Here is a 14306-nt window from a genome sequence, read left to right as displayed (position 1 = left end):
GGTCGACTTAATTATAGAGGAAACAGATGTCTTTTTCTATTATTATGAGTATAAAAAAAGATATTTAGTGTTATCCTCCGTTTGAGTAACAACACTAAATATCATAGACCCCCTTTTTCATTTGGGAATTTTTACCAGTCAAAATGAAGCGCTTTACATATCTGTTAACTTGCTTTACAATTTTAATTTGGAGGTGTCTATGATGAAAAAAATGAAATTTGGAACCACAAATGAAGAAGTATCTGCAGTTGTTTTGGGCTGTATGCGATTAAATGGCGCAAAGGATCCCGTTAAAGTGCTCGAAACTGCCTATGAAAATGGGATTACATTTATCGATCACGCAGATATTTACGGTAAAGGTGAATGCGAAACGATTTTTGCTGAATCTTTAGCAAAAACTTCAATTAATCGAGAAAATTTATTTATTCAATCAAAATGCGGTATTGTCCCAGGAGTCATGTTTGACTTTTCTAAAAAACATATCATTGAAGCTGTTGAAGGAAGTTTGCAACGCTTAAAGACTGATCATTTAGATTCATTATTATTACATCGTCCAGATACTTGGATGGATCCGTTTGAAGTGAATGAAGCTTTCGAACAATTACATAAAGAAGGTAAAGTACGTTACTTTGGTGTAAGTAATCAAAATTCTAATCACATCGAATTCTTGAAAAAAGCGGTCAAACAACCACTTGTAGCGAACCAATTACAATTTGGTTTAAAACACACTGAGATGATTGATCAAGAATTGCAAGTTAATATGACATCAAAAGGTAGTTATGATCATGATGGTGGGATTTTACTTTATTCTCGTTTACATGAGATGACCATTCAGGCTTGGTCGCCTTACCAATACGGATTCTTTGAAGGGGTCTTTATCGGTAATGAAAAATTCCCAGAGTTAAATCAAGCAATGGATGAAATGGCGGAAAAATACGGCATTACGCCAACTGGTTTAGCGAGTGCTTGGATTTTAAGCCATCCGGCGAATATGCAAGTTATCGCTGGTACTATGACACCATCTCGTTTAGAAGAAATTGCCAAAGCGAGTGAAGTACAATTATCTAAAGAAGATTGGTATAAATTATATATGGCAGCGGGAAATATGCTACCATAGAATATATAGAGATAGCCGAATGTTTAAAAACCGAACATTCGGCTATTTTTGTCTAAAAAAACAATAAAAATGATTGCAATATCTTAGTGTTTATGGGTAAACTAGCTATTGGTGTGTGAATCATACCGAATATTTTCATTATCTGAGAGGATGAAATACTATGTTCGAAATGAAAGTTTTTGATTATGAGGATATCCAATTAATACCTAATAAGTGTATTGTCAATAGTCGTTCAGAATGTGATACGAGCGTGACTCTAGGCAAACATACTTTTAGAATGCCAGTCGTTCCAGCGAATATGCAAACCATTATTGATGATAAGATTGCCGAGTTTTTAGCAGAAAATGGCTATTTCTATATTATGCATCGCTTTGATGAAGAAGCACGCATTCCATTTATTCAAAAAATGCAAGCGAAAGGATTAATCACTTCTATCTCTGTAGGGGTTAAACCAGGGGAGTATACTTTTATCGAAACCTTGGCAAAAGAAAACCTTGTTCCTGATTATATTACGATTGATATTGCTCATGGTCACGCAAACTCTGTCATTAATATGATTCAACATATCAAAAAACATTTGCCAGATTCTTTTGTTATTGCCGGCAATGTTGGTACGCCTGAAGCTGTTCGTGAGTTAGAAAATGCTGGCGCGGATGCAACAAAAGTAGGGATCGGACCAGGCAAAGTTTGTATCACGAAAATTAAAACCGGATTTGGTACTGGTGGTTGGCAATTAGCAGCTCTACGTTGGTGTGCTAAGGCGGCTCGTAAACCAATTATTGCTGATGGGGGAATCCGTACCCATGGCGATATTGCTAAATCTGTTCGTTTTGGTGCTGCAATGGTGATGATTGGTTCATTATTTGCTGGTCATGAAGAATCTCCAGGTGAAACGAAAGTAGAAAATGGTATTGTTTATAAAGAATACTTTGGTTCAGCTTCTGAATTCCAAAAGGGCGAACGTAAAAATGTTGAAGGAAAGAAAATTTGGATTCAACATAAAGGTTCATTAAAAGACACATTAATTGAAATGCAACAAGACTTACAATCATCTATTTCTTATGCAGGCGGAAAAGATTTAGAAGCAATTCGCAAAGTGGATTACGTCATTGTTAAAAACTCAATCTTTAATGGTGACACAATATAAAATGGAAAATACAACAGTTCTATTTATTTAATAGTTCTGTTGTATTTTTTTGTATCTGTTTAAAATTCTGTTATATTACAATTTGTGAAATCTTATTGAAATAACGTGAATTTGTAACAAGCGATATTTGAATTCTTAAAGATTAATAAATTTTCAATGAATTAAAAGGATTTAATTTCTATTATTGTGTATTGCTGAACAGTTAGAGTATCTGTACTAATCGTTAATTGTGTAAGCTTTTTTATATCATCTGTTTTCGTAAACGTTTGCAAATAGTGATTCATTTCACTAAAAAGATTGATAGGTCTAGACATTTTTTAAAATATTTTAGTGCAAATTACTTGTATTTCTTTTTGAAAAATGATAGCTTATACATGTAAACGATTGTATAAGTAATACAGAAAGTTTAGCTGTTACAATTAAAAAGTAATAAAAGGGAAGTGTGATTAGATGACAAAGAAAACAACAATTGACTTTGAAGCTTTGTTAGAAAAAGTAAATGCTGATTTTCCAACTTATCAAGTGCTAGACAAAGATGGAAACGTTGTTAATCCTGATTTGATGCCTGAATTAAGTGATGATGAATTAGTAGAATTAATGACTCGAATGGTATGGTCTCGTGTGTTACACCAACGTTCAACTGCTTTGAATCGTCAAGGTCGTCTTGGTTTCTATGCACCAACAGCTGGTCAAGAAGCAAGTCAATTAGCAAGTCACTTTGCATTTGAAAAAGAAGATGTATTATTACCAGGTTACCGTGATGTACCTCAATTAGTACAACATGGCTTACCTTTAGCTGAAGCTTTCTTATGGTCACGTGGACACGTAGCTGGTAACCTATATCCAGAAGACTTAAAAGCTTTACCACCACAAATTATTATCGGTGCGCAATATGTGCAAGCTGCCGGTGTGGCTTTAGGTCTTAAAAAACGTAATAAGAAAAATGTGGTCTTCACTTATACTGGTGATGGCGGTTCATCACAAGGGGACTTTTATGAAGCGATCAATATCGCCGGTGCGTACAAAGCAAATGCTGTATTCTACATCCAAAATAATGGCTTTGCGATTTCTACACCTCGCGACAAACAATCAAGTGCGATGACTTTAGCTCAAAAAGCTGTTGCTGCAGGTATTCCTGGTATTCAAGTTGATGGTATGGATCCACTAGCAGTTTACGCTGTTTCTAAATTAGCACGTGATTGGTCAGTAGCGGGTAATGGTCCAGTATTAATTGAAACTTTAACATACCGTTATGGTCCACATACATTATCAGGTGACGATCCAACTCGTTATCGTTCAAAAGAAATGGATAGTGAATGGGAAGCAAAAGACCCATTGATTCGTTTCCGTAATTTCTTAACTGCAAAAGGCTTATGGTCTGAAGAAAAAGAAGAAGCAGTCATCGAACAAGCAAAAGAAGATATTAAGAACGCAATTGCTGAAGCTGACCGTGTTCCAAAACAAAAAGTATCTGAATTCCTAAAGAACATGTTTGAAGTTCAACCACAATTAATTAAAGAACAAATTGAAATCTACGAAGCGAAGGAGTCGAAATAATTATGGCACAAAAAACAATGATTCAAGCGATTACTGACGCCTTAGCCCTAGAATTGGCAAATGATGAAAATGTATTAGTTTTTGGTGAAGACGTAGGTAAAAACGGAGGAGTATTCCGTGCTACTGAAGGCTTACAAGAAAAATTTGGTGAAGATCGCGTATTTGATACACCATTAGCAGAATCAGGAATTGCTGGTATGGCTTTTGGTTTAGCTTTAGAAGGATATCGTCCAGTACCTGAATTACAATTCTTTGGTTTCGTATTCGAAGCAATGGATGAAGTTGTTGCGCAAATCGCTCGTACTCGTTATCGTATGGGTGGCACTCGCAATATGCCGGTGACTATCCGTTCTCCATTTGGTGGTGGGGTTCACACGCCAGAATTACACTCAGATAACTTAGAAGGGTTAATTGCGCAATCTCCTGGTATTCGTGTTGTTATTCCTTCAAATCCATATGATGCAAAAGGATTATTAATTGCTTCAATTCGTAGCAATGACCCTGTGGTATTCTTGGAACATATGAAACTATATCGTTCATTCCGTGAAGAAGTGCCAGATGAAGCTTATGAAGTACCTTTAGATAAAGCAGCAGTGACACGTGAAGGTAAAGATGTTTCTATTATTACTTACGGTGCAATGGTTCGTGAAGCAATCAAAGCTGCTGATAATTTAGCAAAAGAAGGTATTGATGCTGAAATTATTGACTTACGTACAGTTGCTCCTTTAGATATCGAAACAATTATTGCTTCTGTTGAAAAAACAGGTCGCGTAGTTATCGTTCAAGAAGCACAACGTCAAGCCGGTGTTGGTGCTATGGTTGCTTCAGAAATTGCGGAACGTGCAATTCTTTCATTAGAAGCTCCTATTGGTCGTGTGAGCGCACCAGATACAGTCTTCCCATTTGGTCAAGCTGAAAATATCTGGTTACCAAACGCAAAAGATATTGAAGAAAAAGTCAAAGAAATCGTTAATTTCTAATTGATCTCAGATGGTAAGTATAAAGCCTAGCCTTTATACTTACCCTTATTAAAGAAAGGAAGAATTTTAATGGCATTTCAATTTAAATTACCAGATATTGGTGAAGGGATTGCTGAAGGCGAAATCGTAAAATGGTTCGTTAAAGTTGGCGATACAATCAATGAAGATGATACTTTATTAGAAGTACAAAATGATAAATCAGTAGAAGAAATTCCATCTCCAGTTACAGGTGTGGTTAAAAATATTTTAGTTTCAGAAGGTACTGTCGCTAGTGTAGGTGACGTATTAGTTGAAATTGATGCACCAGGTCATGAAGATAATGATGCACCAGCACCAGCTAGCGCACCAGCTCAAGAAGCTGCTCCTGCTGCAGCTGGCGGATATTTCCAATTTAAATTACCAGATATCGGTGAAGGAATTGCTGAAGGCGAAATCGTAAAGTGGTTCGTTAAAGTTGGTGATACAATCAATGAAGACGATACTTTATTAGAAGTACAAAATGATAAATCAGTAGAAGAAATCCCATCTCCAGTTACAGGTGTGGTTAAAAATATTTTAGTTTCAGAAGGTACTGTTGCTACAGTCGGTGATGTCTTGGTTGAAATTGATGCACCAGGTCATAATGGTCCTGCCGCTGCACCAGCTAGTGCGCCTGCTCAAGAAGCTGCTCCTGCTGCTAGTCCAAGTGCTGCAACAGTTGTAACAGCTTCAAATCCTAACAAACGCGTTTTAGCAATGCCATCTGTGCGTCAATATGCACGTGAAAAAGATGTTGATATTACCTTGGTAACACCAACAGGTAAAGGTGGCCGTGTGGTGAAAGAAGATATCGATCAATTCTTAGCTGGTGGCGCACCAAGTCAAGCCGCTACACCAGCAGCTACAACTCCTGAAGTGGCTGCTAAACCTGCTGCTGCTCCTGCTAAAGCTCCAGAAGCTAAGAAACCATTCACTTCAAACTTAGGTGAATTAGAAACTCGTGAAAAAATGTCTGCTACACGTAAAGCTATTTCTAAAGCGATGGTTAATAGTAAACATACTGCACCTCATGTTACATTACATGATGAAGTGGAAGTATCTAAACTTTGGGATCAACGTAAGAAATTCAAAGAAGTGGCTGCAGCAAATGGTACTAAATTAACATTCTTGCCATATATTGTTAAGGCTTTGACAACTACAGTGAAGAAATACCCAATCTTGAATGCTTCTATTGATGATGCAACACAAGAAATCGTGTATAAACACTACTACAACATCGGTATTGCAACTGATACTGATCATGGATTATACGTACCTAACGTAAAAGATGCAGATCGTAAAGGTTTATTTGCAATTGCAGATGAAATCAATGCTAAAGCAAAATTAGCTCATGAAGGAAAATTATCTGCAGAAGATATGCGTAATGGTTCTATCACAATTAGTAACATCGGTTCAGTTGGTGGTGGTTGGTTCACACCAGTTATCAACTATCCAGAAGTTGCTATCTTAGGTGTAGGTACAATTTCTCAACAACCTATCGTAAATGCAGAAGGTGAATTAGCTATTGGTCGCGTGATGAAACTATCATTAAGTTTTGACCACCGTATTGTTGACGGCGCTACTGCACAACAAGCGATGAATAATATCAAACGCTTATTAGCTGATCCAGAATTATTATTAATGGAAGGATGATTAATCGATGGTAGTAGGAGATTTTGCTATTGAATTAGATACAGTCGTAATTGGAGCAGGCCCTGGTGGATATGTGGCTGCGATTCGTGCGGCTCAATTAGGTCAAAAAGTTGCTGTAATTGAACGTGAATACATTGGTGGTGTTTGTTTAAATGTTGGATGTATTCCTTCTAAAGCATTGATTGCAGCAGGACATCACTATCAAGAAGCTCTAGATTCACAAATGTTTGGTGTGAATACAGAAGGAGTTACTTTAGATTTTGCTAAAACACAAGATTGGAAAGACAATGGCGTTGTTAAAAAATTAACAACAGGTGTGTCATTCCTATTAAAGAAAAATAAAGTAGATGTGATTACAGGTTCTGCTTTCTTTGTAGATGATCATACTTTACGTGTAATCAATGGTGATTCAGCGCAAACTTATTCATTTAATAATGCGATTATTGCGACTGGTTCTCGTCCAATTGAAATTAAAGGCTTCAAGTTTGGCGGCCGTATTTTAGATTCTACTGGCGGTCTTGCATTAAAAGAAGTGCCTAAGAAATTTGTTATTATCGGTGGCGGGGTTATCGGTGCTGAATTAGGTGGTGCCTATGCAAACCTTGGTGCTGAAGTAACAATCTTAGAAGGATCTCCACAAATTTTACCTACATTTGAAAAAGATATGGTGAAATTAGTAGAAGATGACTTTAAGAAAAAAGGCATTACTGTTATTACTAAAGCTATGGCAAAAGAAGCTATTGATAATGGTGATAGCGTCACTGTGAAATATGAAGTTGACGGTAAAGAACAATCTGTTGTGGCTGATTATGTCATGGTTACAGTTGGTCGTCGCCCTAACACTGATGATATGGGATTAGAACAAGCTGGTGTTGAAATTGGTGAACGTGGTTTAATTCCAGTAGATGCGCAAGGACGTACAAATGTGAAGAATATTTACGCAATTGGGGATATCGTTCCTGGTGCTGCCTTGGCTCACAAAGCTAGTTATGAAGCTAAGATTGCTGCTGAAGCGATTTCAGGTAAGAAAGTTGCTGTTGACTATAAAGCTATGCCAGCTGTTGCCTTTACTGATCCTGAATTAGCTACAGTCGGAATGACAATTGCTGAAGCGAAAGAAGCTGGCTTAAATGCTAAATCATACAAATTCCCATTATCAGGTAATGGACGTGCGATTTCTTTAGGTAAGACTGAAGGATTTGTTCGTTTAGTAACTACAGTAGAGGATAATGTGATTGTCGGTGCACAAGTTGCTGGGGTTGGCGCTTCTGATATGATTTCTGAATTATCATTAGCTGTTGAATCTGGTATGAATGCTGAAGATATCGCATTAACTATCCATCCACATCCATCATTAGGTGAAATTGTAATGGATACTGCCGAATTAGCATTAGGCTTACCAATTCATATCTAAAATCATTAAAGATAAATTTAAAGAGACTCAATCACAGATGGTTGGGCCTCTTTTTTGTTTTCATCTAATTTCATTTTTGTTATAATTGAGTCGAAAGGTGGGAGAGTTATGCAATTTTTGAAATTATTTTTTATTTATCGTTGGTATGCTTTAGTTTTTGCCTTTATGTATGTTGCGCTTATCTATTTGATATGCCGAAAAACAAAATTGGTTAAAGCTGGTATCATTTATGGTATTGTTACAGAAATTCTCTTTATCGTATCATTATTATATTTCTATTTTAGATTATCACAACCAAGTACTGTTTCAAGAATGGCTATTTTCGAACAGCTTTATCATATTGTGATTCTTTCGTGGTTTGTCTTTTATCTACCACTTGTCTTATTGGCTGCTTATCGCTTGTTCCTTTGGATTAGGCGGCGACTACATCTTGCTTTACAAATAATCTTAACCGTTAGTTACATTATTACCATGGTTGGAATTGGCTATTTTGGGTTAATTGTTCATGTATTATTGTTTTATGGTTTTGCACCTTAAATGTTTTAGATCAAGATACTTCCAGTGTCTTGGTCTTTTTTTGGTTGCAAGCGAACTGCTAACCTGTATATAATAGTAAAGGAAGAATGAGGAGGAAGAAGATGGAGAATTATCAATATCCTTTAGATTTAAATTGGTCTACAGAAGAAATGATTGTAGTCGTTAATTTTTGGGCTGATTTAGAAAAAGTTTATGAACAAGGCATGGATCGTCAAGCTTTTTTAAATAGTTATCAGTCCTTTAAATCTGTTGTTAAAAGTATTGGCGAAGAACGTAAATTAGGCCGAGAGTTTGAGGAATTATCAGGTTATTCACTTTACCATGCTGTGAAACAAGCAAAAGCAAGTCAGGCAAAGAAAATAAAAATGTGAGGAAATCATTTATGGAAACATTGAGTACAAAAATTGTTGATACTATTTATGCTGCGGCAATAAAAATTAAAGAGCAAGTCACAAAAAAGAGGTTAATTGTGTCTACCAAATCTAGTCGCAGTGATTTTGTGACAAATGTTGATACACAAATTCAAGATTTTATTATGGAAGAGCTGTTAAGAGTAGAACGAGGCATAAAGTTTTTGGCTGAAGAAAATAATTTATCCTCTTTACCTGACTTTTCTGGCAAAGTTGCTATTATCGATCCTATAGATGGTACAAATAATATGGTTTTAGAAAAGAAAAACTTTTGTATCATGGTTGCAATCTATGATAATCATGAAGGAAAATTGGGCTATATATATGATGTAATGGCTGATAATTTACTTTGGGGTGGACCGGATGTAGGGATTCATTTCAATGATAAGAAATTAAAACGAACGAATAATGTTGAGCTAAGTGAAGGACTAGTTGGCTTTAACAGTGCTATATATCGTAGAAATGCTTTTCATGCGCATAAAATTGGAGATGAATCATTAGGAATTAGAATGACTGGATGTGCAGGTCTTGAATTGATGAATTTAGCATTAGGTAATCGTGTAGCGTATATTTCTAACTTACAGCCTTGGGATTATGCTGCTGGTAAGATAATACTTGAAACGCTAGGTCTTAGAGTAACTAACATTTATGGAAATGATTTGAAATTTAATGAACGAGAATTGTTTATTGCTGCTACCCCTTTAGCACATCAAAGAATATTGGAAATTATGCATGCAGAATAAAGAATCATGAGAAATCGAGTGTTTTGCTTTTTTTTCTGAAAATTTTTTGGTATAATTTCATTTTGAGTGAAGTCAATTAAATTTTAAAGGAGTCATTAAATTGAATTATAGAGAAGATATTCGTAATATCGCGATTATTGCCCACGTCGACCACGGAAAAACCACTTTGGTAGATGAATTATTAAAACAGTCACATACTTTAGATGCACGTACACAATTACAAGAACGTGCGATGGACTCAAACGCATTAGAAAAAGAACGCGGAATTACAATTTTAGCGAAAAACACTGCTGTAGAATATAACGGTACAAAAATCAACATCATGGATACTCCTGGACACGCCGATTTTGGTGGAGAAGTAGAACGTATCATGAAAATGGTGGATGGTGTTCTTTTAGTTGTCGATGCTTATGAAGGAACCATGCCACAAACACGTTTTGTATTGAAAAAAGCTTTAGAACAAAAAGTTACACCGATTGTCGTTGTGAATAAAATTGATAAACCATCTGCTCGTCCTGAACATGTAGTAGATGAAGTATTAGAATTGTTTATTGAATTAGGGGCCGATGATGATCAATTAGATTTCCCAGTTGTTTATACTTCAGCCTTAAATGGTACTTCAAGCTTGTCTAGTGATCCAGCAGACCAAGAAAAAACAATGGCGCCCGTTTTTGATACAATTTTAGAACATATTCCTGCACCAATTGACAATTCTGATGAACCTTTACAATTCCAAGTGTCATTATTAGACTATAATGAATATGTTGGTCGTATTGGTATCGGACGTGTTTTCCGTGGTACCATTCGTGTAGGGGACCAAGTTGCTTTAATGAAACTAGATGGTGATGTGAAGAAATTCCGCGTGACGAAGATTTTTGGTTTCTTTGGCTTGAAACGTTTAGAAATTGAAGAAGCGAAGGCCGGAGATTTGATTGCCGTATCTGGTATGGAAGATATCTTCGTTGGTGAAACAGTGACACCTGCAGATCATCAAGAAGCTTTGCCGATTTTACACATTGATGAGCCTACATTACAAATGACTTTCCTAGTGAATAATTCACCATTTGCTGGACGTGAAGGAAAATTTGTTACTGCACGTAAAATTGAAGAACGTTTGATGGCACAATTACAAACTGATGTATCTTTACGCGTTGATCCAATCGGTCCAGATTCATGGATTGTTTCAGGCCGTGGAGAATTACACTTATCCATCTTAATTGAAAATATGCGCCGTGAAGGTTACGAATTACAAGTATCTCGTCCAGAAGTTATCGAACGTGAAATTGATGGCGTGAAGTGTGAACCATTTGAACGTGTTCAAATTGATACACCAGAAGAATATATGGGGGCAGTAATTGAATCATTAGGTATGCGTAAAGCTGAAATGCAAGATATGATTAATACTGGAAATGGTCAAGTTCGTATTATCTTCTTAGCACCAGCCCGTGGATTAATCGGATATACTACAGAATTCTTATCTATGACTCGTGGTTATGGTATTATGCACCATACCTTTGATCAATATCTACCAATGATTCAAGGTCAAATTGGTGGTCGTCACCATGGTGCTTTAGTTTCTATTGATACAGGCAAGGCAACGACTTATTCAATTATGAGTATTGAAGAGCGTGGTACTGTCTTTGTTGAACCAGGTACTGAAGTCTACGAGGGAATGATTGTTGGTGAAAATTCACGCGATAATGACTTGACTGTAAATATCACTAAAGCAAAACAAATGACCAATGTCCGTTCTGCTACAAAAGACCAAACTGCGGTTATTAAAAAGCCAAAAATTCTAACCCTTGAAGAATCATTAGAATTTTTAAATGATGATGAATATTGTGAAGTAACACCTGAAAGTATTCGTCTACGTAAACAAATCTTAAATAAAAACGAACGTGAAAAAGCCGCTAAAAAACGTAAAATGGCTGAACAAGCGTAGTCAAATTTAAGGCGAGAACTAATCATTAGGTTTTCGCCTTTTATTATAAAATCAATCACAAGAGAGGACTGACTGAGATGCAAACAGTGGAATATATCCAACAATTAACAGCTATTCCATCACCAACAGGATATACACATAAGGTGATTCAATATGTAAACGAAACACTTCAATCATTTGGTTACGATCCACAAATCACTCCTAAAGGTGGTTTAGTAGTTACAGTAAAGGGTGAAAATGATAACCAACAACGATTTGTCACAGCCCATGTAGATACACTTGGGGCAATGGTTCGTGCCATCAAACCAAATGGACGTTTAAAAATTGATTTAATTGGTGGTTTTGGTTATTCATCCGTTGAAGGTGAAAATTGTTTGATTCATCTATCTGGAAGCGAGAAAACCATTTCAGGTACAATATTAATGCATCAAACCAGTGTGCATGTTTATAAAGATGCGCGTACAGCTGAAAGAAACCAAGAAAATATGGAAGTACGCTTAGATGCGAAAGTCTTTAATGAAGAAGATGTCCGTCAATTAGGTATCGAAGTAGGAGATTTTATTTCTTTTGATGCCCGCACACAAGTGACTGATTTAGGATTTGTTAAGAGTCGTCATTTAGATGATAAGGTTTCTGCCGCTATTTTAATGAACCAATTACACCAAATCAAAGAAGAAGGTTTAACACTTCCATATACTACACATTTTGCTTTTAGTACTTTTGAAGAAGTCGGTCATGGCATGAACAGTAATATTCCAAATGAAGTAGTTGAATATTTAGCAGTGGATATGGGTGCGATGGGCGATGACCAACAGACAGATGAATATAGTGTCTCAATTTGTGTGAAAGATGGTTCAGGTCCTTACAATTTTGATTTCCGTCAACATTTAGTACAATTATGTAAAGATAATGCAATTGATTATAAGCTTGATATTTATCCTTATTATGCTAGCGATGCCTCTGCGGCCCTTTCAGCTGGTGCCGAAGTGAAGCATGCGTTATTTGGTGCAGGAATTGAATCTAGTCATGCCTACGAACGTACCCACATTGAATCTGTACAAGCGACGGAGCAATTAGTACACGCTTATTTATTTAGTCCATTAGTTTAAAGATTTTCTACAAAATTGATTCAAGCTGTTTTTTTACTTAAAAATTGTGCTATAATAAAATATACCATGACAAAATTGGAGTGAGTAAGATGAAAGAGGTTTCTAGAGAACATGCTGTAGAGTTATTACAAAATGAAGCCCAACGCATTCGCCGCTTAATAGCAAATCAAAAGAATAGTTTATGTGTCGCACATTGTAAAGCTTTTGAAGAAGTGGTGGATACACAAATGTATGGTTTATCACGACAAGTTGCTTATGCGATTCAGTTAGGTATTTTAGATAGTACAGAAGGTCAACAAATTTTAAGTGACTTAGAAAAAAACTTAGATTTATTGTATCAAGAAGTTTATAAAGAACAACATGTTGCAGAACAAAAAGATGAAGATATAACTTTAAAGTAGTTAAATATAATGGGGGGATAACGAAATAGCTTTGTGAGTTATTCCCTTTTTTATTCGTAGTTTATGTCATTAGAAAGGAAATGGGGCGACCCAAGGATGATCCATTGTCAAAGAAAGTAAAGAAAAGACATTTATTAGATTATAGTATTTTAATTCCCTATTTAATTTTGACCGTTATTGGCTTGATGATGGTATATAGCGCATCATCATATTCTCTTATATCACAAGGAAAAAATCCAATCACTGATATGGTCAAACAAGCCATCTTTTTATTTTTAAGTATTATTTTGATGGCTATCTTATATAAAATGAAGCTCAGTATGCTAAAAAATTTGAAGTTTGTACGGATATTTGTCGCACTTGTATTAGGTTTGATGGTGATTGCGTTTGGTTTTAAAACCGTTAATGGTGCTCATGGTTGGATTCAAATTCCTGGACTGGGAACGATTCAGCCAGTTGAGTTTTGGAAGTTTGTGATGATTTGGATGCTGGCTGCACAAATTTCAGATCGCCAAGTGTTGATTCCTGACAAGATGATTGAGGCTGTTAAAGTACCTGTAGGGCTGTGTGCGCTATCTATGGGAATTTTAGCCTTGTATCCCGATTTTGGGAACGCAGCGATTATTGCCTTACTGCTAATCGTAATGTTGATGATTAGTGGGATCAATTATCTTTATGGTTATATCATAGCGTTTGGCACTTTTGCGTTTAGTATCCTTACGATGTTTATTATTCGTATCACCAATGGTAGCTTTTTACCTGCACACGTTGCCTCTCGTTTTGCAGTATTCTTAAATCCATTTAAAGATGAATTTGGCGACGGTCATCAACTGGTAAATGGCTATTATGCAATGTTTAATGGTCGATTATTTGGTTTAGGTTTAGGAAATAGTATCCAAAAGAAAGGTTTCCTAAGTTTTGCTGCTTCAACAGACTTTATTTTTGCAATTGTTGTTGAAGAATTGGGATTAATTGGGGCTATTCTTATTTTAGGTTTATTGTTGTTTTTAGTCGGACGAATCCTTTTAATTGGTATTCGTTCAAATGATGCTTTTAATTCAATGATTTGTTTAGGCGTCGGTTCATTATTTTTGATTCAAATCTTCATCAATTTAGGGGGAATTACTGGTTTGATTCCATTAACGGGGATTACCTTTCCATTCTTTAGTCAAGGTGGTTCTAGTTTAATTGTTTTATCAGCCTGTGTTGGTTTAGTCTTAAATATTAGTGCTGATGAAAAGAAGAAAAAATTGATGTTGTATTGATAAATAAATTTAA

Annotated in this window: 13 protein-coding genes; all 13 read left to right on the top strand. The window is 35.9% G+C overall.

Annotation, left to right across the window (positions count from 1 at the left end):
* Positions 1-202: 202 nt before the first annotated feature.
* Positions 203-1117 carry an aldo/keto reductase gene (locus ACTQZM_RS09000; RefSeq protein WP_441653545.1) on the top strand — a complete coding sequence of 305 codons (915 nt, stop codon included), beginning with the start codon at positions 203-205 and terminating at the stop codon, positions 1115-1117.
* A gap of 169 nt (positions 1118-1286) precedes the next feature.
* The gene (gene guaC / locus ACTQZM_RS08995; RefSeq protein WP_113842780.1) at positions 1287-2264 is read left to right on the top strand and encodes a GMP reductase; all 978 of its coding nucleotides are present in this window, start codon (positions 1287-1289) and stop codon (positions 2262-2264) included.
* Between the two features lie 450 nt (positions 2265-2714).
* The gene (gene pdhA / locus ACTQZM_RS08990) at positions 2715-3821 is read left to right on the top strand and encodes a pyruvate dehydrogenase (acetyl-transferring) E1 component subunit alpha (protein WP_113784214.1); all 1107 of its coding nucleotides are present in this window, start codon (positions 2715-2717) and stop codon (positions 3819-3821) included.
* 2 nt (positions 3822-3823) lie between these two features.
* The gene (locus tag ACTQZM_RS08985; protein ID WP_016252109.1) at positions 3824-4801 is read left to right on the top strand and encodes an alpha-ketoacid dehydrogenase subunit beta; all 978 of its coding nucleotides are present in this window, start codon (positions 3824-3826) and stop codon (positions 4799-4801) included.
* 69 nt (positions 4802-4870) lie between these two features.
* Positions 4871-6472 carry a dihydrolipoyllysine-residue acetyltransferase gene (locus tag ACTQZM_RS08980; RefSeq protein WP_047341010.1) on the top strand — a complete coding sequence of 534 codons (1602 nt, stop codon included), beginning with the start codon at positions 4871-4873 and terminating at the stop codon, positions 6470-6472.
* A gap of 7 nt (positions 6473-6479) precedes the next feature.
* Positions 6480-7886, top strand: a complete 1407-nt coding sequence (lpdA, locus tag ACTQZM_RS08975) for a dihydrolipoyl dehydrogenase (protein WP_113784211.1) — start codon at positions 6480-6482, stop codon at positions 7884-7886.
* Between the two features lie 108 nt (positions 7887-7994).
* Complete coding sequence (locus tag ACTQZM_RS08970) at positions 7995-8423, top strand: hypothetical protein (protein WP_441653544.1); 429 nt, start codon at positions 7995-7997, stop codon at positions 8421-8423.
* A 101-nt stretch (positions 8424-8524) separates the two neighbouring features.
* Positions 8525-8794, top strand: coding sequence for a UPF0223 family protein (locus tag ACTQZM_RS08965; RefSeq protein WP_441653543.1), 270 nt, complete (start codon positions 8525-8527; stop codon positions 8792-8794).
* An 11-nt stretch (positions 8795-8805) separates the two neighbouring features.
* The gene (locus ACTQZM_RS08960) at positions 8806-9576 is read left to right on the top strand and encodes an inositol monophosphatase family protein (RefSeq protein ID WP_441653542.1); all 771 of its coding nucleotides are present in this window, start codon (positions 8806-8808) and stop codon (positions 9574-9576) included.
* Positions 9577-9676: 100 nt separating this feature from the next.
* Positions 9677-11518: a translational GTPase TypA gene (typA, locus tag ACTQZM_RS08955; protein WP_016252115.1), complete on the top strand. Its 1842-nt coding sequence runs from the start codon at positions 9677-9679 to the stop codon at positions 11516-11518.
* A gap of 77 nt (positions 11519-11595) precedes the next feature.
* Positions 11596-12627, top strand: coding sequence for a M42 family metallopeptidase (locus tag ACTQZM_RS08950; RefSeq protein ID WP_441653541.1), 1032 nt, complete (start codon positions 11596-11598; stop codon positions 12625-12627).
* Positions 12628-12716: 89 nt separating this feature from the next.
* Positions 12717-13028, top strand: coding sequence for a DUF1507 family protein (locus tag ACTQZM_RS08945; RefSeq protein ID WP_016252117.1), 312 nt, complete (start codon positions 12717-12719; stop codon positions 13026-13028).
* 104 nt (positions 13029-13132) lie between these two features.
* The gene (locus tag ACTQZM_RS08940) at positions 13133-14293 is read left to right on the top strand and encodes an FtsW/RodA/SpoVE family cell cycle protein (RefSeq protein ID WP_441653540.1); all 1161 of its coding nucleotides are present in this window, start codon (positions 13133-13135) and stop codon (positions 14291-14293) included.
* Positions 14294-14306 lie beyond the last annotated feature (13 nt).

The sequence above is a fragment of the Enterococcus cecorum genome, assembly GCF_052119425.1.
GTDB classification, from domain to species: domain Bacteria; phylum Bacillota; class Bacilli; order Lactobacillales; family Enterococcaceae; genus Enterococcus_E; species Enterococcus_E cecorum_C.
The sequence above is the reverse complement of the archived record's forward strand: the minus strand, read 5'-3'. Positions and strand labels throughout refer to the sequence as shown.